The sequence below is a fragment of the Kribbella polygonati genome, from assembly GCF_050320105.1.
GTDB lineage: Bacteria > Actinomycetota > Actinomycetes > Propionibacteriales > Kribbellaceae > Kribbella.
In genome coordinates, this window is the sequence record NZ_CP190129.1 from 292,564 (window position 1) to 311,203 (window position 18,640).

General features: G+C 69.6%; 20 protein-coding genes. 11 read left to right on the top strand and 9 right to left on the bottom strand.

Features of this window, described 5'->3' with window-relative positions; all coding sequences use genetic code 11:
* Positions 1-13: 13 nt before the first annotated feature.
* Genes ACQHIV_RS01290 through ACQHIV_RS01305 form a run of 4 tightly spaced genes read left to right on the top strand, consistent with a single transcriptional unit; the run spans position 14 to position 3,291 of the window.
* A complete protein-coding gene (locus tag ACQHIV_RS01290) occupies positions 14-922 on the top strand; it encodes a carbohydrate ABC transporter permease (RefSeq protein WP_427890827.1) in 909 nt (302 codons plus the stop codon).
* Positions 919-1,788, top strand: coding sequence for a carbohydrate ABC transporter permease (locus ACQHIV_RS01295; RefSeq protein ID WP_427890829.1), 870 nt, complete (start codon positions 919-921; stop codon positions 1,786-1,788). Before ACQHIV_RS01290 ends, ACQHIV_RS01295 begins: the two co-directional genes overlap by 4 nt.
* Positions 1,789-1,798: 10 nt before the next feature.
* Positions 1,799-2,545, top strand: coding sequence for a PIG-L deacetylase family protein (locus ACQHIV_RS01300; RefSeq protein ID WP_427890831.1), 747 nt, complete (start codon positions 1,799-1,801; stop codon positions 2,543-2,545).
* Complete coding sequence (locus ACQHIV_RS01305) at positions 2,542-3,291, top strand: ChbG/HpnK family deacetylase (protein ID WP_427890833.1); 750 nt, start codon at positions 2,542-2,544, stop codon at positions 3,289-3,291. Before ACQHIV_RS01300 ends, ACQHIV_RS01305 begins: the two co-directional genes overlap by 4 nt.
* Before the next feature lie 17 nt (positions 3,292-3,308).
* Here ACQHIV_RS01305 and ACQHIV_RS01310 read toward each other — a convergent pair whose 3' ends face one another.
* Complete coding sequence (locus tag ACQHIV_RS01310; protein ID WP_427890835.1) at positions 3,309-4,076, bottom strand: thioesterase family protein; 768 nt, start codon at positions 4,074-4,076, stop codon at positions 3,309-3,311.
* A gap of 33 nt (positions 4,077-4,109) precedes the next feature.
* Here ACQHIV_RS01310 and ACQHIV_RS01315 point away from each other — a divergent pair, with 33 nt between their 5' ends.
* Positions 4,110-4,640, top strand: coding sequence for a GNAT family N-acetyltransferase (locus tag ACQHIV_RS01315; protein WP_427890837.1), 531 nt, complete (start codon positions 4,110-4,112; stop codon positions 4,638-4,640).
* Here ACQHIV_RS01315 and ACQHIV_RS01320 read toward each other — a convergent pair.
* Entirely contained in the window at positions 4,621-5,355 is a 735-nt protein-coding gene (locus ACQHIV_RS01320; protein WP_427890839.1) for an AraC family transcriptional regulator, read from the bottom strand. The genes ACQHIV_RS01315 and ACQHIV_RS01320 overlap by 20 nt on opposite strands.
* Before the next feature lie 85 nt (positions 5,356-5,440).
* Between ACQHIV_RS01320 and ACQHIV_RS01325 the strand changes: the two genes are divergently transcribed.
* Positions 5,441-6,202: a phytanoyl-CoA dioxygenase family protein gene (locus tag ACQHIV_RS01325; RefSeq protein WP_427890840.1), complete on the top strand. Its 762-nt coding sequence runs from the start codon at positions 5,441-5,443 to the stop codon at positions 6,200-6,202.
* Positions 6,203-6,378: 176 nt separating this feature from the next.
* Complete coding sequence (locus ACQHIV_RS01330; RefSeq protein WP_427890842.1) at positions 6,379-7,008, top strand: hypothetical protein; 630 nt, start codon at positions 6,379-6,381, stop codon at positions 7,006-7,008.
* Here the strand turns inward: ACQHIV_RS01330 and ACQHIV_RS01335 are convergent.
* The 5 genes from ACQHIV_RS01335 to mce all read right to left on the bottom strand — a co-directional run bounded on the left by ACQHIV_RS01335 (position 7,005) and on the right by mce (position 13,402).
* On the bottom strand, positions 7,005-8,375 hold the full coding sequence (locus ACQHIV_RS01335; protein ID WP_427890844.1) for an AI-2E family transporter: 1,371 nt from the start codon (positions 8,373-8,375) through the stop codon (positions 7,005-7,007). The genes ACQHIV_RS01330 and ACQHIV_RS01335 overlap by 4 nt on opposite strands.
* Complete coding sequence (locus tag ACQHIV_RS01340; RefSeq protein ID WP_427890846.1) at positions 8,372-10,456, bottom strand: DivIVA domain-containing protein; 2,085 nt, start codon at positions 10,454-10,456, stop codon at positions 8,372-8,374. The genes ACQHIV_RS01335 and ACQHIV_RS01340 overlap by 4 nt, the downstream gene beginning before the upstream one ends.
* A gap of 93 nt (positions 10,457-10,549) precedes the next feature.
* Positions 10,550-11,881, bottom strand: coding sequence for a crotonyl-CoA carboxylase/reductase (gene ccrA, locus ACQHIV_RS01345; protein ID WP_427890848.1), 1,332 nt, complete (start codon positions 11,879-11,881; stop codon positions 10,550-10,552).
* Positions 11,882-12,018: 137 nt separating this feature from the next.
* Complete coding sequence (locus ACQHIV_RS01350) at positions 12,019-12,918, bottom strand: anti-sigma factor RsbA family regulatory protein (RefSeq protein WP_427890850.1); 900 nt, start codon at positions 12,916-12,918, stop codon at positions 12,019-12,021.
* Between the two features lie 52 nt (positions 12,919-12,970).
* Positions 12,971-13,402 carry a methylmalonyl-CoA epimerase gene (gene mce / locus ACQHIV_RS01355; protein WP_427890852.1) on the bottom strand — a complete coding sequence of 144 codons (432 nt, stop codon included), beginning with the start codon at positions 13,400-13,402 and terminating at the stop codon, positions 12,971-12,973.
* A 125-nt stretch (positions 13,403-13,527) separates the two neighbouring features.
* On the opposite strand from mce, the gene ACQHIV_RS01360 reads away from it, so the two are divergent.
* The 4 genes from ACQHIV_RS01360 to ACQHIV_RS01375 all read left to right on the top strand — a co-directional run bounded on the left by ACQHIV_RS01360 (position 13,528) and on the right by ACQHIV_RS01375 (position 17,001).
* Positions 13,528-14,730, top strand: coding sequence for an acetyl-CoA C-acetyltransferase (locus ACQHIV_RS01360; protein ID WP_427890854.1), 1,203 nt, complete (start codon positions 13,528-13,530; stop codon positions 14,728-14,730).
* 37 nt (positions 14,731-14,767) lie between these two features.
* Complete coding sequence (gene meaB, locus ACQHIV_RS01365; RefSeq protein ID WP_427890856.1) at positions 14,768-15,724, top strand: methylmalonyl Co-A mutase-associated GTPase MeaB; 957 nt, start codon at positions 14,768-14,770, stop codon at positions 15,722-15,724.
* 298 nt (positions 15,725-16,022) lie between these two features.
* Positions 16,023-16,181 carry a hypothetical protein gene (locus ACQHIV_RS01370; RefSeq protein ID WP_380196731.1) on the top strand — a complete coding sequence of 53 codons (159 nt, stop codon included), beginning with the start codon at positions 16,023-16,025 and terminating at the stop codon, positions 16,179-16,181.
* 88 nt (positions 16,182-16,269) lie between these two features.
* On the top strand, positions 16,270-17,001 hold the full coding sequence (locus ACQHIV_RS01375) for a PH domain-containing protein (protein WP_427890858.1): 732 nt from the start codon (positions 16,270-16,272) through the stop codon (positions 16,999-17,001).
* Here ACQHIV_RS01375 and ACQHIV_RS01380 read toward each other — a convergent pair.
* Both ACQHIV_RS01380 and ACQHIV_RS01385 read right to left on the bottom strand, forming a co-directional pair.
* Complete coding sequence (locus ACQHIV_RS01380; protein WP_427890860.1) at positions 16,998-18,218, bottom strand: RNA polymerase sigma factor; 1,221 nt, start codon at positions 18,216-18,218, stop codon at positions 16,998-17,000. The two genes, ACQHIV_RS01375 and ACQHIV_RS01380, sit on opposite strands and share 4 nt — an antisense overlap.
* Before the next feature lie 13 nt (positions 18,219-18,231).
* Positions 18,232-18,579, bottom strand: a complete 348-nt coding sequence (locus ACQHIV_RS01385) for a YciI family protein (RefSeq protein WP_427890862.1) — start codon at positions 18,577-18,579, stop codon at positions 18,232-18,234.
* Positions 18,580-18,640 lie beyond the last annotated feature (61 nt).

Genomic DNA, 18,640 nt, shown 5'->3' on the forward strand with positions numbered 1-18,640 from the left:
CAGGGTGGGTGCTGTGGCGGCGCCCACCCGGCGGCTCGGCACGCTGCACCGCGAAGGGCGGGCGGCGTACCTGTTCCTGTCGCCCGCACTGCTGTTCTTCTGCGTGTTCCTGATCCTGCCGTTCATCTTCGCGATCGTCCTGGCGTTCTCGGACTGGGGCGGCTTCGACCTCGGCACCCTGAAGTTCGCGGGGTTCAAGAACTTCGGCGACGTGCTGAACTTCGACGGCACGTTCGTGAAGCCGATCCTGGTGAACACGCTGCTGTTCGCGTTCGGCTCGGTGTTCCTGGCCACCTTCGGATCGGTACTGGTTGCCTACTGCATCGACCGGCTGTCGTTCCAGGGCTTCTGGCGGGTGCTGTACTTCCTCCCGGTGGTCGCCACGGTCGTGGCCATCGGCAACGTGTGGAAGATGATGTACCAGCCGGCCGGGCTGATCAACGGCGCACTGAACAAGCTCGGCGTGAACAGCATCGGGTTCCTGTCCGACGCGTCGTACGCGCTGCCGTCCGTGACCGTCGTCCAGGCCTGGGCCTCGATCGGCGGCGCCGTACTGATCCTCACCGCCGGGCTGAAGGCGATCCCGGAGATGTACTACGAGGCCGCCGAGGTGGACGGCGCGAACTCGTGGCACATGTTCTGGTCGATCACGCTGCCGCTGCTGCGGCCGGCGTTGCTGTTCGTGCTGATCACGCAGTTCATCGGCGGGCTGCAGTCGTTCGCGCTGATCATCGTGATGACCGGCGACGGCGGACCGGTGAACGCGACGAACGTGGCCGCGTTCGAGATGTACCAGCGTGCCTTCAAGTACGGCGCCTGGGGGACGGCGAGCGCGATGGCGATGGTGCTGTTCGTGATCATCCTGGCGATCACGCTGCTGCAGCTGTGGATCGCCCGGCGGCGTGGAGAGGAAACCTCGTGAAACGGCGCTTTCCGTGGTTCGCGTACCTGGTCGTGATTCTGGGCGCGGTGGCGATGGTGATGCCGTTCCTGGACATGGTGATGAGCTCGTTCAAGGGCGCGGGGGAGTACGGCGTGATCCCGTACAAGCTGCTGCCCCAGTCGTTCAACCTGGACAACTACCGCGAGGCGTTCTCGCAGCTGCAGCTGCTGCATCTGTTCAAGAACAGCGTGATCGTGACGGTCAGTGTGACGGTGTCGGTGCTGGTGACCTCGTCGATGGCGGGGTACGCGCTGGCCAAGCTGCGGTTCCGCGGCCGGGCGGTGATCTTCCGATTCATCCTCGCGACGATGATGCTGCCGCCGTTCCTGCTGCTGATCCCGACGTTCCTGATCATGCTGAACTGGCCGCTGGCCGGCGGCAACGACCTCCTCGGCCGCGGCGGCGACGGTGGGCTGACCACCAGCCTGGTGGCGCTGATCCTGCCGTTCACGGTCAGCGGTTTCGGGATCTTCCTGATGCGCCAGTTCATGGTGTCGCTGCCGGACGAGATGCTCGAGGCGGCCAAGATCGACGGCGCGAACCAGTGGCAGACCTGGCGGCTGATCGTGCTGCCGCAGACCAAGCCGGTGGCGATCACGCTCGGCCTGATCACGTTCATCGGCACCTGGAACGAGTACATCTGGACGCTGCTGATCTCGTCCTCGGACCCCGATCTGCAGACGCTCCCGGTCGGCATCCAGCTGCTGCAGAGCTTCCTCGACCCGGACCGCACGATGCCGATCGTGATGGCCGGGCTGGTGATCAGCACGCTGCCTGTGCTGGTCGTGTTCCTGCTGTTCCAGAAGTACTACGTGCGTGGCGTCGTACTCAGTGGCCTGAAATGAGGAGCCTTCTATGACCAACAGCGTGCTCGCCATCGGCGGACACATCGGCGACATGGACCTGACCGCCGGGCCGACGCTCGCCAAGCTCGTCCTGGAAGGCGCGTCGGCGACCATCGTCGCGCTCACCTCCGGCGAACGCGGGCACCCGCGGATGACGCCGGCCGACTACCGCAAGCAGAAGATCGCCGAGGGTACGGCGTTCGCGGAGGCGATCGGCGCGGACTTCCAGGTCCTCGAGTACAGCGACGGCTTCCTGCCGGCCACCGACGACGTGGCGCTGCAGCTGGCCCGGATCATCCGGGAGAAGCAGCCGGACACGATCATCACGCACTGGAAGCACTCGATCCACAGCGACCACGAGCACACCGCCCAGGTCGCCGAACGGGCCCGCTTCCTGGCCGGCCTCCCGATCGAGTCCGACGAGGACTTCAAGGCGCTCACGCCGTACGCCGAACTCGCCGCGCGGGTGGCCGAGCTGCCGCGGCACGGCGTCCGTACGTTCATGCACGCCGAGAACTGGGAGGACATGGAGGGCTTCGGCCCGACCCGGTACGTGCCGATCTCCGACGAGGCCTTCTACCGTTGGGTTTCCGCCATTCGGCACCAGGCGTTCGCCCGCGGCGAGACGTACGGCTTCCGGTACATCGACTACTACACTGCCCTGATGACGACCCGCGGCTGCCTGGCCGGCTATCCCCGCGCCTGCGCCTTCCACACCAGCCCGACTCCCGAGGTCAGCAAGCTGGCCGGTCCGTGACCGGCGTTCAGCTCGTCGTCCGCGGCGACGACTTCGGGATGTGCCATGCGGTGAACGCCGGGACGGTCGAGGCCTTCCGGACCGGGATCGTCACGCAGGTGTCGGTGATGGCGGCGTGTCCCTGGTTCGAGGAGGCGGCCGCGCTGGCGCGGGAGTTCGCGATTCCGGTCGGGGTGCATCAGACGCTGACGTGCGAGTGGGACTTCCTGCGCTGGCGGCCGTTGACGGACGGTCCTTCGCTGGTGGGGGAGGACGGGACGTTCCGGCGGACCGTGGCGGAGGCTGCCGCGTCGGTGGCGCACGACGAGGTCGTACGGGAACTGTCGGCGCAGGTGGGGAAGCTGGTGGCGGCGGGGCTCGACGTGGAGTATCTCGACGTACACATGGGGCTTGCGGCGCCGGCGGCGTACGGCGAGATCGCGGCCGCGGTGGGGGCGCCGTTCATCGGTGGCGAGGAGATGTTCGCGTCGGCGCACACGTTGAGCGATCGGGACGCGGCGGGCAAGAAGGCGTGGCTGCTCGAGCACCTGCAGGCGTTGACGCCCGGCGTACATCTGCTGATCACGCACTGCGCGGCGGCCCATCCCGAGCTCGGCGCGATCCACCGGCCCGGATCGGACACCTACCGGTGGGCCGAGGAGTACCGGCTGTCGGACCAGGCCGTGGTGACCGATCCCGAGATCCGCCAGGCGATCGACGACCTGTCGATCGAGCTGACCACGGTCCGCGAGGCGTTCAGGGCCTGAGGGTCAGGATCTGAGCGTCAGGATCTGAGCGTCAGGATTTGGGCGAGGGTGCCGATCGGGCCGTCGGCGTCGTGCAGGACGCTGTTGGTCAGGCCGATGCCGGTGGCCCCGAACGTGACCGTGGTGTCGAAGCCGATCCACTCGCCGCGGGGCGCCGCGAACAGGTGCGCCGTCAGGTCGACGTTCGGGAACGCGACCTCCCGCGGGTCCGCCCGGACCGTCATCCCGTTCGCGATGTCGAACAACCCGGCGGCACGGGCCAGCGGGCTGACGTCCTCGTCGTCGATCAGGCGCACCGCCGTACGGACCCAGAACGCGGCCCGGCCTGGCTCGACCTGCTCCCGGCGTACCTCGGCCGACTCGATGAACCCACCTGGCCAGATCGATGACGGATCCCACGGCGCCAGCTCGTCCACCGGCTTGATCCGCGGGTACGCCGTACCTCGCAAGGCCGCCGTGTCACCGGGCCGCATCAGCCACGCCCGCAGCAGCACCGCATCCCGCCCGCCGTGACTGAGCGCCGCCTCCACCAACTCGACGGTCCGCCCCGGCCGGACGACCCGCACGCGCACGTCCACCACGTCGATCGGGATCGTCCCGAGAATGTCGTACGACAACCGCCCGACCACGAGCCCGTCCGTACGACGCGCGTCCCGGTCCCGCTCCACCACATGCGCGAGCAACCCGAGCGCGGGCGCGATGTGCTGCGTCGCGGTGTCCCACGCCCCACCGACCTCCTTGGTCGCCCGGTACGCCGCATCGCCGACCCGCTCGAAGTAGGACACCCGCGCAACGGTAGCGCCTGACATCATCGGCCGATGGACAAGATCCCGGCGGGGTGGTTGGTGCTGCGGCCGTTCACGGTCGCGGACGTGGAGTGGGTGTACGACGTGTCGCAGGACCGGGCGTTGCGGCAGTTCGTGCAGCTCCCGTCGCCGTACCTGATGGAGCATGCGCGGCACTTCGTCGAGTACCTGGCGATCGAGTTGGGGGAGCGTGGGGAGCGGGCCGAGTTCGTGGTGGAGGACGCGGGGACGGGGGAGCGGCTCGGGCGGGTTGCGCTGGGGATGCGGGGGGACCGTACGGCGGAGGTCGGGTACTGGACCGCGCCGGCGGCGCGCGGGCGGGGTGTCGCGCCGCTCGGGGTGCGGGCGATCTGTGGGTGGGCGTTCGCGGAGCGTGGACTGGAGTTGATCGAGTGGCGGGCGGAGGTCGGCAACGTCGCGTCGCGGCGGGTGGCGGAGAAGGCCGGGTTCGTACTCGAGGGGCAGTTGCGGAAGCGGCTCGTGCATCGCGGGGAGCGGGTGGACGCGTGGATCGGCTCGTTGCTCAGGGACGAGCTTCGGTGATCCGCAGGGCTCCTGGGGCGGAGCCGGTCGCGGCCTTGACGTGGCGGGAGAGGTGGCTGACGGAGTTGTAGCCGGTCAGCTCGGCGACGGCCTGCAGCGGGAGCGTCGAATTGCGGATGTGGGCGAGCGCATGGCGGAGACGTACGGCCTGCAGCGCCGCCTGTGGACTGGTATTGCGCACGCGGGCGAACGCGGCGCGCAGACCTGAGGTGGAGATGCCGAGATCGTCGGCGACATCGGAGATGCGCAGTCCGGCGGCGAAGCGTTCCTCGAAGAGCTGTTCTGCTTGGGCGATCAGCTGTTCTGCCGGGGTCGGTGGTGGGGCGGCGGCGCGGCGCAGTCTGAGGTCGAGTTCGGCGAGCAGGATCGCGCGGAGTTCGTCGTCGGTCTCGCGGACCAGAGCGTCGAAGACTCGGCGGAGCATGTGGTCGCTGTCGTCGTAGCACCTTCGCGGCCACGGGTGGGTGGACGCGGCATCGACCTGGACGAAGCGGTTCGCGTACCCGGTGCGGCTCTGCTCGGCGTGCCAGGTGTTCGGCGGGGTGAGCAGGACGGTGCCGGGCGTGGCGGCGTACGTCTCGTCGCCGACGGGGCAGGTGATGCGGCCGCGGACGTAGTACACGAGCTCCCAAGACGTGTGGGCGTGCGACGGGTAGTCCCTGCCCGGGGCGGCGGTGTGGACGCCGGCGCCGAGGAGTCGTGGCGATCTGTGCATAAGCCCTGTCGTCCTCTGCATTGTTTCCCGGGTACGCCGGATTGATGCTTGCATCGATTCGTGCATCTTGGGAAGGGATTCTGCGATGGACATGACGACGGCGCTGCGCGAGCTCGGCGTGACCGACGACGTACTGACGACGGCCGAGAAGGAACAGCTGGACCGCGACGGGTTCCTTCCGCTGGCGGGGATCCTGTCCGCGGACGAGGTGTCGGCGATCAACCGCCGGCTGGCCGAGCTGACGGCGGCAGAGGGGGACCGGGCCGGTCTCGAAGTACATCAGGAGAAGGGCACCGACCGGCTGGCGGACCTGGTGAACAAGGATCCGCTGTTCGAGGTCTGCTTCAGCCATCCGCGGGTGCTGGCAGGGATGCAGCATGTGCTCGGCGAGTTCCGTCTGTCGTCGCTGAACAGCCGAGCCGCCCTACCCGGCCAGGGCCACCAGTCGTTGCACGCCGACTTCGGCCACCCCGTCGAACCCGGCGCCTACCAGGTCTGCAACTCCATCTGGCTCCTCGACGACTTCACCCCCGACAACGGCGCCACCCGAGTAGTCCCCGGCTCCCACCGCCGCGGCACCATGCCCACCGACGAAATGCCCGACCCCGCCGCCCCCCACCCCGACGAAATCCAGCTCACGGCCCCCGCCGGTACCGTAGTCATCTTCAACAGCCACCTCTGGCACGGCGGCACCCAGAACCACACCACAGCCCCCCGCCGAGCCCTGCACTCCTACTTCACCCACCGCCACCTACCCCAGCAACTCGACCAACAGACCTACCTCCGCGTCAACACCTACAACCGCCTCACCCCCGCCCAACACTTCATCCTCGACGTGACGGGCTGAGATCGTCTAGCTGATTTGCCTTGAAAGTGTCTATCTTCCTAGACTAAACTGCATGGTCAGTGAGCAGCCGACACGCACCAGCCACACCTTCGCCTTGCCGGACGGTCATCGGATGATCTCGCCAGGCGTGGTGCGAAAGGCAGAGAAGGCCCGCGGTGACTGTGAGGGGACAGGCAATGAAGACGTATGAGGTGAGTGTCAGGCGGGAGGGGCGTTGGTGGATGGTGGCGGTGCCGGCGCTCGACGGGTTGACCCAGGCGCGGAGGTTGGACGAGGTCGAGCGGATGGCCCGGGAGTACGTCGCGGTGTCGACCGACGTACCGCTCTCGAAGGTTGCCGTCGAGGTGACCGGTATCGAGGCAGGCGGGCAGGATCTGCTCGAGGCGAAGACCCTCGTCGAGGGGCTTCGCCGGCGGGCGAAGGATCTCGAGGCGCTGGTCGCCGAGCTGACCCGTGAGGTCGCATCGGTGCTGACCGACGTCGACGTTCCGGTCCGCGACGTGAGCAGCGTGCTCGGTGTCTCCCACCAACGTGTCTCGCAGTTGGTGCAGTCAGCGCTCGGCGACGTCGAGGCTCCTACCGCACAGGCTGTGCGGCAAGCGCGCCACGAGTTCGTGCACGACCTCGTGATCGACCTCGGAGACGGCCGAGCGCTGAAGGTCGTCGAGGTCGTGACGCCGAACAGTAGGCGCTCCGAGAAGGCCGTCGCCGGACAGCCCGCACGACGGGACGCCGACCGAACGGTTCGACGTACCGCCGCGACTCGCAAGCGGCCGGACCACACCGCTCGCAAGCAGAGCGTCTAAGAGGCGTCGGCCTTGCGGACCCAGACTTCTCGGATGATGAGGAGGAGGGCGGCGGCGGAGGGGATGGCGAGGAGGGCTCCTACCACGCCGAGGAGGGCTCCGCCGAGGAGGGCGGCGATGACGGTGACGGCGCCGGGGATGTCGACGGCGCGGCGCATGATGCGTGGGGCGACCACGTAGTTCTCGATCTGCTGGTAGACGATGCCGTAGATCAGGCAGGCGATCCCGGTCCAGAGTCCGCCGGTGAAGCCGATCAGCGAGACCACGGCGACGCCGATGAAACCGCCGACCATCGGGATGAAGTCGCAGAACATCACCACGATCGCCAGCGCCACGGCGTACTGCCGGAGGCCAACGATCTCCAGGAAGACGAACATCGTCACGCCCGCGCACAGCGCCACCATGAACTGGCCGCTGACGTACCCGCCGACCCGGCCGAGCACCTCGTCGCCGAGGATCGAGACGCGCTTGCGCCGGGTATTCGGGACCAGGCTGTACGCCGCCCGCTTGACCGACGGGAGCGACGCCAGGAAGTACAGCGTCAGCACCAGGATCGTGAACGTGTTGAACAGCGCGTTCGCGACCACCTTGCCGACGCCGAGGATGCCGCCGAACGCGCGCTGCGCCAGCGCCGGGTCCTGGATGTACTCCTGGGCCTTGTCCAGGAACTTGTACTTCTCGTTCAGGTTCGTGAGGGTCTTCGACTTCTGCAGCAGGTCGATGTACCCCGGCGCGTTCTTGATCAGGCTGTCGATCTGGTCGGTGACGACCGGGACGATCGCGAACCCGACGCCGACGACCGCGAGGATCATCAGCAGGAACACCACGCCGACCGACAGGCCGCGCTTGAGGCCGCGGCGCATGAACCACTCGACCAGCGGGTTCAGGCCGACCGCGATGAAGATCGAGACCAGCAGCAGGATCAGTACGGAACGCGCTTGGCCGAGGGCGTTCCAGAGCCCCCAGGCGACGAGTACGCCGAGCGCCGCGAAGAACCCGAACGTGAACGGGTTCCCCCGCCGGATCGGCGGACCCGGCTGCCCCATCCCCTCGGACGGGTGCCGCTCCTCGATCAGCAGCTCGTCCGCGATGTCGACATCCTCGTCGGCCCGCTCTGCCGCGGCCCCCGCCTGCACCGCGGCCGCTTCCGCGTCGTACGCCGCACTACCGGCCCGCCCGGCGGAAGTCTCCGCCTTGTCCGCGGCGTCCTCGGCTTCGTCGGCGGAGGTGTCGGCGTTGGTTGCTGCTTGTTCACTTCTGCCGGCGGCGGCTTCGGCCTTGGCGGCCGCGGACTCTGCTTCGCGGGTTGCTTCCGCGAGATCCGCGTCGGTGGTCGCTGTCGAGGTGTCGTCGCCGGGTGGCGTCACATCTTGTCCTTCGGGGATCGTGCGCTCGAGCTGGCCGCATCGGTCGTGGCGTCGGCGGACCCCTTGCCCCCGGACTTCGCGGAGGCGGACGGCCGCGTCTGCACCTGAGTGTCCTCGGCCGCGAGGTCACCCAACCGGAACTCGTCCACCATCGTGGAGTCCTTCGGCGCCTCTTCGTCCGCCGCGGAGCCGCCGCCGGCCCCGCCCCTGGCGGAGCCACCCTTCGCGTCGCCGCCCTTAGAGTCGCCCGCGGCCGCCGTGCTGCCGGTGGCTCCCGTGGTGCCCGTGCTGCTAGTCGCTCCCGTGCTGCCCGCGGCTGCGGTGCTGCCCGCCGCTCCCGTGGTGCTCGCGGCGCCCGTGCTGCCCGTCGACCCCGTGCTGCCTGCGGCTGCGGTGCTGCCCGTCGCTCCTGTGGTGCTCGTCCCTGCCGCGGTGCCCGTGGTTGTCGTGGTGCTCGTGTTTGCCGGGCCGCCGGCGGTCTTGCTGGTCTTGCCGGCGAGGTCGCCGGCGTCCTTCGCGTCCACCCGCAGGCCGGTGTCGATCCGGGTCTCGTCGACCCGCGCGTCCCCGGCACCCGACCCGACGAACGGGCTCGCCCCGGTGAACGGACCTTCGTCGTCGTACGCCGACGTACCAGCAGGCGTGGCCCCCGGGAACGGGTTGTCCGCCTCAGTAGCCGCCGGGTACGCCGACTCCGCAGCAGACCCACTCGCACCCGAACCGCCGATCCCGCCGGCCGAGCCGCCCACCGTGGACCCACCGAGGGTGGACCCGCCCACCGTCGAACCACTCGCGGAGCCGCCCACCGTCGAACCACTCACGCTCGACCCGCTCGCGCTGGGCGCGGCGTCGGGTGTCGTGGAGCCGTACGGGGACGCGACGTCCTCGGCGCCGAACGGGGCGGAGGGGGCGTCGCTCGGCTTCTCCGGGGCGAAGGGGCTGCCGACGCCCGTTCCCGGTGCGCCGGCCGGGGCCGGTCGGGGGGACTCGGAGGGCCGGGCGAACGGGTTCGAGTACGCCGCCGCCGACGTCTCGGAGTCGAGCTCCGCCGCCTGGCGCGCGATGTTGCTGGCGATCTCGTTCAGGCCGGCGATCTGGGTGAGGATCCCGTCCCGGCGCTTCGCCAGCCGCTCAGTCTCCCGAGCGACGACCGTCCGCGACCGCTCCGCCTCGTCGGCCGCGTTCGCCAGCTCGGCGTCGGACCGCGTCCGCGCCGTCGTCAGCAACTGCTCGGCCTCCCGGCGCGCCCGGGAGAGCGTCCGCTCGGCGGACTCCTCCGCCTCGGAACGGATCTTGCGGGCCTGCTCGGTCGCTTCGGCCACCCGGCGCTCGGACGCCTCGGCGGCCTCCTTCATCTGGGTGGTCAGGCTGTCGGTGTCGGCCGCGATCTGCTGGTGCTTGTCGGCGAGCTCCTTGGCCTGCTGCTCGCGCTCGTCCGCCAGCCGCGCGCGCAGCGCCGCCGACTCGCGCTGGATCGCGGTCCGGATCTTCTCCGCCTCGTGCAGCGCGCCGTTCTTCAGCGTGCTCGCCTGCGACTCGGCCGTCAGGGTCAGCTGCTCGGCCTTCCGCCGCGCGGCCTGCAGCACCTCGGCCGACTCGGTCTCGGCGGTACGGCGGATCTCGGCCGCGTCGCCCTCCGCCGTACGCCGCATGCTGTCGGCCTCGTTCAGCGCGACGGTACGGATGTCCTCGGCCTCGCGGTCGCCGGTGGCGCGGGCCGCGGCGGCCTCCTTGCGGGCGTTGGTCAGCAGGTCGTCGGCCTCGCGCTTGGCCTCCTCGAGCGCCTCGGCCGCCTGGTCCTGGGCGAGCCGGAGGATCTGCGCGGCCCGGTCGCCGAGTCCGGCGTACGACGGGTTCGCGCTGGCCTCGAGCTGCCGGCGCGTCTCCTCGAGCTGGTGCTGCATCGGCGCGACGCTCTGCTGCAACTGGTCGGCCCGATGCCGCGCCTCGCCGAGTTGCATCTCCAGCGCGCGGACGTAATCGTCCACGGCCTGCTTGTCGTACCCGCGACGGCTGACCGGGAAGCCCCCGGCCGCGGTCGCCGTACGGTCGAAGAACGGCAGGCTCGACTCGTCAGGCATTTCCCGAGATTCCCTTCAGGCGGCTCAGCGTGAATCCCCCACGATAAGCCTGTCAGAAACCCGTTCAAACGCCTAAACGCAGCTGGACGGGTACTACCTGTCGCGGAAGCGGTTGATCTGGTCGAGGTGTTTCGCCCGGAGTGCGGGGTCGCGGACGCCGAGGCCTTCGGCCGGGGCGAGGGTGAGGACGCCGACCTTGCCCTGGTGCAGGTTGCGGTGCACGTCGTACGCCGCCTGGGCGGTCTCCTCGAGCGGGTAGACCTTGCTGACGGTCGGGTGCACCATGCCGCGGGCGATCAGCCGGTTCGCCTCCCACGCCTCCCGGTAGTTGGCGAAGTGAGACCCGATGATCCGTTTCAGGTTCATCCACAGGTACCGGTTGTCGTACTCGTGCATGAACCCGGACGTCGACGCGCAGGTCACGATCGTCCCGCCGCGCCGGGCGACGTACACCGACGCCCCGAACGTCTCCCGGCCCGGGTGCTCGAACACGATGTCCGGGTCGTCCCCGCCGGTCAGCTCGCGGATCCGGGCGCCGAACCGCTTCCATTCCTTCGGGTCCTGGGTCGACTCGTCCTTCCAGAACCGGTAGCCCTCCGCGGACCGGTCGATGATCAGCGAGGCGCCCATCGCCCGGCAGATCTCCGCCTTCTCCGGCGACGACACCACACACACCGGGATCGCCCCGCCGTTCAGCGCGAACTGGGTCGCGTACGAGCCGAGGCCGCCGGACGCGCCCCAGATCAGTACGACGTCGCCCTGCTTCATGTTCGCGCCGTTCGCCGACACGAGCTGCCGGTACGCCGTGCTGTTCACCAGCCCGGGCGACGCCGCCTCTTCCCAGGTGAGGTGTGCGGGCTTCGGCATCAGCTGGTTCGACTTCACCAGCGCGAGCTCCGCGAGACCGCCGAAGTTCGTCTCGAAACCCCAGATCCGCTGCTCGGAGTCGAGCATCGTGTCGTTGTGCCCGTCCGGCGACTCCAGTTCGACCGACAGGCAGTGCGCGACCACCTCGTCGCCGGGCTTCCAGGCGTTCACGCCCGGCCCGGTCCGCAGTACGACGCCCGCGAGGTCGGAGCCGACCACGTGGTACGGCAGGTCGTGCCGGGCGGTCAGCGGTGACAGCTTCCCGTACCGCTTCAGGAACGAGAACGTCGACACCGGCTCGAAGATCGACGTCCACACGGTGTTGTAGTTGATCGCGCTCGCCATCACCGCGACCAGCGCCTCGCCCGGCCCGAGCTCAGGCGTCGGTACGTCGTCCAGGTGCAGGCTCTTGCGCGGATCCTTCTCCTTGGCGTCCAGCCCCTCGAACATGGTCGCCTCGTCGGCGTGCACGGTGATCCCGCGGTAATGGTCCGGTACGTCGAGTTCGCCGACGGCCGCGCTGTCGCCGGAGAGGATCGCCTCGAGGATCTGCTTCACGTCGTACCTCCTGCACAGGGGGTCTGGTGAGCGGTGAACTTACCGCTGAGTATGCGCCCCTGGCTGTGCCGTGTAACACAGCGAACCCCGGTTGAGACGACCGTCACTCGATCAGTCCACCGTTGTCAGTGGTCCTATCACCGCAACCGGGTGTGCAGCCGTACCTGGGTGAAGTCGTCACCCGACCGCAGCTGGGCCAGATCGCACAGCTGGTTGGCCAGCCAGACGCCGCGTCCGCCGAGCCCGTCGAGCGGCGGCAGCACCCGGCCGACCAGCAGGTCCTCGATCCGCCCGCGGTCCGTCACATCGCAGATCAGCGCGCCGTCGGCGATCCACACCGCGAGCGTCCCGCGCCCGCCGCCGAACCGGATGCTGTTCGTGCAGATCTCGTGCAGCGCCAGCGACAGGTCGTCGAGCCGGTCCCGCGACACCCCGTGCGAGGCCGCCTGGCCGCTCAGCCACTGCCGCACCTCGCCGAGCTCGCCCGGCCCGAACTCCCACCGCTCGGCGCGATCCGGTACGTCGTCCAGCCGGGTCCGGAACGCCTTCTCCGCAAGGGCGTCCGCGCCCGCGTGCGACGCCGTCGGGTCGATGCCGACGGACGTCTCGTAGGCGCAGCACAGGCGGAACGAGCGATCGGTGGCGAAAGCGATATCGGACAGCGCCTCGTGCAGCAGCACCTCGTCGTACGCCGCCGGACCGCGCCCCGGGTACGCCGGTTCGCCGAGGCCGCGCACCGGTCCGGGATGCTGCTCGAGAATGCCGCGCCAGAACGGGATCAGCCGCGCCGGGTTGCCCCCGGCAACGGTCATGTCGGCGAACTGGACCGCGTCACCGGCGGGCCCGAGGGCGTCGCGCAGTACCGCGATCCGCTCCGGTGGAAGTACGGCCACGATGGTTTCCCCCGCCGCCTGACCCTCCCGAACGAACGCAGCCGCACGCGGCACGAAGTCCTCGTCCCCGGCATGGACGAAGGCATCGTGCTCGAAACCGGCCGGCGCACCGTGCAAGGAGTCGGTGGCGCTGTCCTTCAGCACCCGAACAGAGTAATCCGCCGCACCGACAAGCAGTCGGTTGTTCAGCGAGCCGTTACCCGGCGTGCGAGGTTGATGGCTCCACGAGTTCGACCAGGACGCCGCCGGCGGACTTCGGGTGGATGAAGTTCACCCGGGACCCGGCGGTGCCGCGCTTCGGCTCGTCGTACAGCAGCCGCGCGCCACGTTCCCGCAGTACGGCGGAGACCGCGTCGAGGTCGTGCACCCGGTACGCGAGCTGCTGGATGCCCGCGCCGCGCTGGTCCAGGAACTTCGCGATCGGCGACGCGTCCGACAGCGGGGCCAGCAACTGGATCGAGGACCCCGAGTCGCCGACCGCGAGCATCGCCTCCCGGACGCCCTGCTCCTCGTTGATCTCCTCGTGCGCCACGGTCAGGCCGAACACGTCGGCGTAGTACCGGACGGCCTCGTCGAAGTCGGCCACCGCGATGCCGACGTGGTCGATCGCATCGAACAGCTGATCCATCTCGCCAGCGTGGCGCACGACGGCCCGCGGGACCATCGAAAGTGGCCGACCCGACACGATCCGTGTGACCCGTCTGACGTGCTCGACCAGCGGCGTACCAGTGCCGTCGCAGGTATCGTGACAGCATGTCTGACACGCGGAACTCAAGCGTCATCGTCGCCGGTGCACGGACCCCGATCGGGCGGTTGCTGGGCGGCCTCAAGGGCTTCACCGGCGCCGAGCTCGGTGGCTTCGCGATCAAGGGTGCGCTGGCCAAGGCCGGCGTCGCGCCGGACCAGGTCGAGTACGTGATCATGGGCCAGGTCCTGCAGGCCGGCGGCGGTCAGATCACCGCCCGCCAGGCCGCGGTCAAGGGCGGCGTCCCGATGGACGTGCCGGCCGTCACGATCAACAAGGTCTGCCTGTCCGGGCTGAACGCGATCGCGCTCGCCGACCAGCTGATCCGGGCCGGCGAGTACGAGATCGTCGTGGCCGGCGGCATGGAGTCGATGACGAACGCGCCGCACCTGCTGCCGAAGTCCCGCGAGGGCTTCAAGTACGGCGACACCACGCTCGTGGACTCGATGGCGTACGACGGGTTGTGGGACGCGTTCACCGACCAGGCCATGGGTGCGCTGACGGACCAGCAGAACAACGCGGTCGAGAAGCTGACCCGCGCGGAGCAGGACGAGTTCAGCGCCCGTTCGCACCAGCGCGCCGCGGAGGCGTGGAAGAACGGGGTGTTCGCGGACGAGGTGGTTCCGGTCGAGGTGCCGCAGCGCAAGGGCGACCCGATCGTGGTGGACAGCGACGAAGGCGTTCGCGGCGACACGTCGGCCGAGGTGCTGGCGAAGCTGCGGCCGGCGTTCGGCAAGGACGGCACGATCACCGCCGGGTCGGCGTCGCAGATCTCCGACGGCGGGTGCGCGGTGGTCGTGATGAGCAAGGCGAAGGCCGAGGAGCTCGGTCTGAGCTGGATCGCCGAGATCGGCGCGCACGGTTCGGTCGCCGGGCCGGACTCGACGCTGCAGAGCCAGCCGGCGAACGCGATCGCGAAGGCGTGCTCGAAGGAGGGCATCGCACCGGGCGACCTGGACCTGATCGAGATCAACGAGGCGTTCGCGGCGGTCGGGATCGCGTCCGCACGCGAGCTGCGGGTCAGCGAGGACAAGGTCAACGTGAACGGCGGCGCGATCGCCCTCGGCCACCCGATCGGCATGTCCGGCGCCCGCCTCGTGCTGCACCTCGCCCTCGAGCTCGGCCGCCGCGGCGGCGGTACCGGCGCGGCCGCCCTCTGTGGCGGCGGCGGCCAGGGCGACGCCCTCATCGTCCGGGTCCCGAAGCACTGATGCAGGTCCGGTACGCCGGCGTGGGACGAGTGGGCTGATGGCTCGTCGTACCGCGCCGGTAGGTGAGCTGGTCGAGCGGGCCCGGGCGGGGGACGCGCGGGCGGTGGCTCGGCTGATTTCGCTGGTCGAGGACGAGTCGCCGTTGCTGCGCGAGGTGATGGCGACGCTGGCGCCGTACGCCGGGAACGCGCACATCGTCGGCGTCACCGGATCGCCCGGGGTCGGCAAGTCCACGTCGACCTCCGCGCTCGTGACGGCGTACCGCGAGGCCGGCCGCCGGGTCGGCGTACTCGCGGTCGACCCGTCGTCGCCGTTCTCCGGCGGCGCGCTGCTCGGCGACCGGGTCCGCATGCAGGACCACGCCACCGACCGCGGCGTCTTCATCCGGTCGATGGCGTCCCGCGGGCACCTCGGCGGTCTGTCCTGGTCCACCCCGCAGGCGCTCCGTGTGCTGGACGCGGCCGGGTTCGACGTCGTCCTGGTGGAGACCGTCGGCGTCGGCCAGTCCGAGGTGGAGATCGCCGGGATGGCCGACACCACCCTGGTCCTGCTCGCCCCGGGCATGGGCGACGGGATCCAGGCCGCAAAGGCCGGCATCCTCGAGGTCGGCGACATCTACGTGGTGAACAAGGCCGATCGCGACGGCGCCCAGTCCGTCATCCGCGACCTGCGCTCGATGCTGGCCCTGGCCGAGCGTGCCGACGGCGCCTGGAAACCGCCGATCCTGAAGACGGTCGCGTCCCGCAACGAGGGCGTCGCCGAGGTCGTGCAGGCGATCGACGACCGGCTCCGGTGGATGACTGGGAACGGCGTACTCACAGAACGTCGTCGCAGCCGCGCGCGGGACGAGATCGAGGCGATCGCGACCACCGCGCTGCGGGCCAGGTTCGCGCACCTGCACGGCGACGCGCGGCTCGACGTACTCGCGGCGAAGGTCGCGGACGGCGCCGTCGACCCGTATTCGGCGGCCGACGAATTGATTGCCGCTTTGTGACACTTGTCTCGCTGTGCAACAACCGGCCACGCAGTGTCACATCGTGTCTTTGCTTTCCGTTCACCGTGCGTTGTGCCGATTTCGGGCAAATACCGCAGAATTTGCGGCGTCGCGGGCGGTGAGCGTCTCAGGGCGGCGCGCCGGTGGGTGCCATGCCCCCGGATCCGTTACAGAATGGACCTTGTACCTGGTGAGCATTGTGCGGTGGGCTGTGTTCAGTCAGTGACAATTGGTGACCGTCCGTGATACAAACTCAAACACAGTCGACCGAGTGGGTTAGGAACAAGGGAGTGGCGACATGCCGAAGAAGTTGTTGATCTGGGCGCTCATCGCCTTTGCCGGCTTCTATCTGTTCACTCAGCCGGCGAACGCTGCCGGCGCAGTCGGTGGTGCGTTCTCGGCCGTGGGCTCTGCCTTCGGGAGTGTCATCACCTTCCTGACCGCGCTGTTCAAGTGAGCACCCGCTGAGTGTCCCGCGGCGAGCGATCGTGCGGGACACTTGTCCTACGGGGTCACACACAGTTGCGTGACAGGGGAGTGAGTGGATGGCCGGAATAGGCCTGTTCCGGATCTTCGACCCGAAGGTCCGGCGGCACCTGATCTCGGACGAGGGCGAAGTCGTCATCGACGAGGTTCGGCATCACTGGGTGGTGTTCGTGGTGCCGATGCTGGAGATCGTGCTCGCCGGCGCGCTGCTGGCCACGATGGTGCTGACGAAGGTCGGAGCCAGCGTGAACCTGGTGCTGCTGGTGCTGGTGTTCGTGCTCCTCGCGCACTCTTTCTGGACGTTCCTCACCGAGCACCGGGACCGGTTCGTGGTCACGAACATGCGGGTGATGCGGATCCGCGGCGTGTTCTCGCAGACCGTCGCGACGACGCCGATCGCCCGGGTCCTGGACATCACGCTGCAGAAGCCGATCATCGGGCGGATGCTGGGCTACGGCCACTTCGTCTTCGAGTCGGCCGCCCAGGACCAGGGCTTCCGGGAGATCAAGTGGGTCAGCCGTCCCGACGACCGGGACCTGACCATCCAGCGGGTCATCCAGCGCACCGGTCTGCGCGCGTCCGCGAGTGTCGACGTACTGCAGGGGGACGAGGACTCCGACGACGACGGCACCGGCCCGATCGGGATGGACTCCGCCCAGGAGGTCACCACCACGAGTACGCCGGCCCCCGCCGCCGCGCAGAGCTCGTCGCGCCCGTCGCCGCCTCCGTCGGGGTCCGCGACCAAGTCGATCTTCAACAGCGAACGCGGCAACTGGATCGACAACGACTAGGGCATGAGCCCGCGGAAGTAGTCGCGGCGGCGTTCTCGGTGCGCTCGTTCCGGGTGCGCCGGCGCGGCGGTGTCGAGGGCGGCCTGTAGTTCGTCGGCCGCCTCGGCGTACTGCGCTCGGCGCGCGAGGAGTTCGCCGCGTACGGCGTGCCGGCGCGAGCTGGGCGGGATCGCGTCGAGGAGCTTGAACGCGGTGTCGAGGTCGCCGGTTTCGGCGATCGCCACGACGCGGGCCAGCTCGGCCGCCGGGCTGGGGGAGACGGCCACGAGCAGGTCGTACAGCCGGACGATCTCGTGCCAGTCGGTGGCGTTGTAGCTGGGCACGCGGGCGTGCTCGGCGGCGATCGCGGCCTGGAGCTGGTACGCGTCGGCCTGCCGGTCGGAGCGCTCCAAGGACTCGTTGAGCAAGGCGATGCCGCGGGTGATCAGCTCCTGGTCCCAGCGGGTGCGGTCCTGGAGGTCGAGCGTCACCACCTGGCCGTCGTCGTCGACCCGGGCAGGGCGGCGCGCTTCGGTGAGCAGGAGCAGGGCGAGTACGGCGGTGGGCGTCGGCTGGTCGGGTAGGAGCGAGTGCAGCAGCTCCGCCAGGCGGATCGCCTCCGTGCAGAGGTTCACGTCGTACGCCGCGTCGCCCTCGGCCGGAGCGTGGCCCGCGGTGTAGAGGCTGTGGACGACGGCGCAGACGGCCGGTAGGCGGTCGGGCAGCTCGGCGTCGGGCGGCACGCGGTACGGGATCCGGGCGGCCGCGATCTTCTGCCGGGCGCGCACCAGCCGTTTGGTCGCTGCCACCTCGGTGGTCAGCAGCACGCCGGCGATCTGCGCGGGAGTCAGTCCGCAGAGCGTACGGAGCGCCAGCGCGACGCGGGTCGTGGGCGACAGCGCCGGATGACAGCAGGTGAAGATCAACCGCAGCAGGTCGTCCTCCACCACGTCATCGTCCTGGAAGGCGAGCAGGGCCTGGCTGTCGCGTTCCTTCGGGCCGCGGGCGCGTTCGCGGCGGATGATGTCGATCGCCTTGCGGCGGGCGGTCACGGTCAGCCAGGCGCGCGGCTCCGGCGGTACACCGGTCACCGGCCAGGCCCCGAGCGCCGCCAGCGCCGCCTCCTGGACGGCGTCCTCGGCCAACTGCACGTCACCGAGCGTCCGGATCAGGGTCGCGAGAATCCGCGTCCCCTGGATCCGGACCGTCTCGGCAACGACCTCGTACAGCTCGTCCACGACCGTCCGGCTCCTACTTGGCGAGGATCACCGGCCGGACCTCGACCGCACCACCCCAGGCGGCCGGAATCTCGGCGGCGATCTGCACCGCCTCCTCGAGGTTGCCGGCCTCGATCAGGTAATACCCGGTCAGGGCTTCCTTGGTCTCGGCGTACGGGCCGTCGGTGGTGACGACCGGCCCGCCGCGCGCCCCCTCCACCCGGACCACGGTCGCCGTCGCGGTCGGGTGCAGGACCGCGCTCGCCTTCACCTGGCCGGCGTACTCCACGCCGAACCGCCGGTACTCGGCCAGCTCCTCGGCCTGCTCGGGGGCCCACCAGTCGACGTCCGCGGTGTAGGTCAGTGCAAGGTACTGCGCCATCGGAGTTCTCCTTCTCGTCTGTTGTGAAGGGAACGAACGGCGCCGCCCGCGGAGGACATCC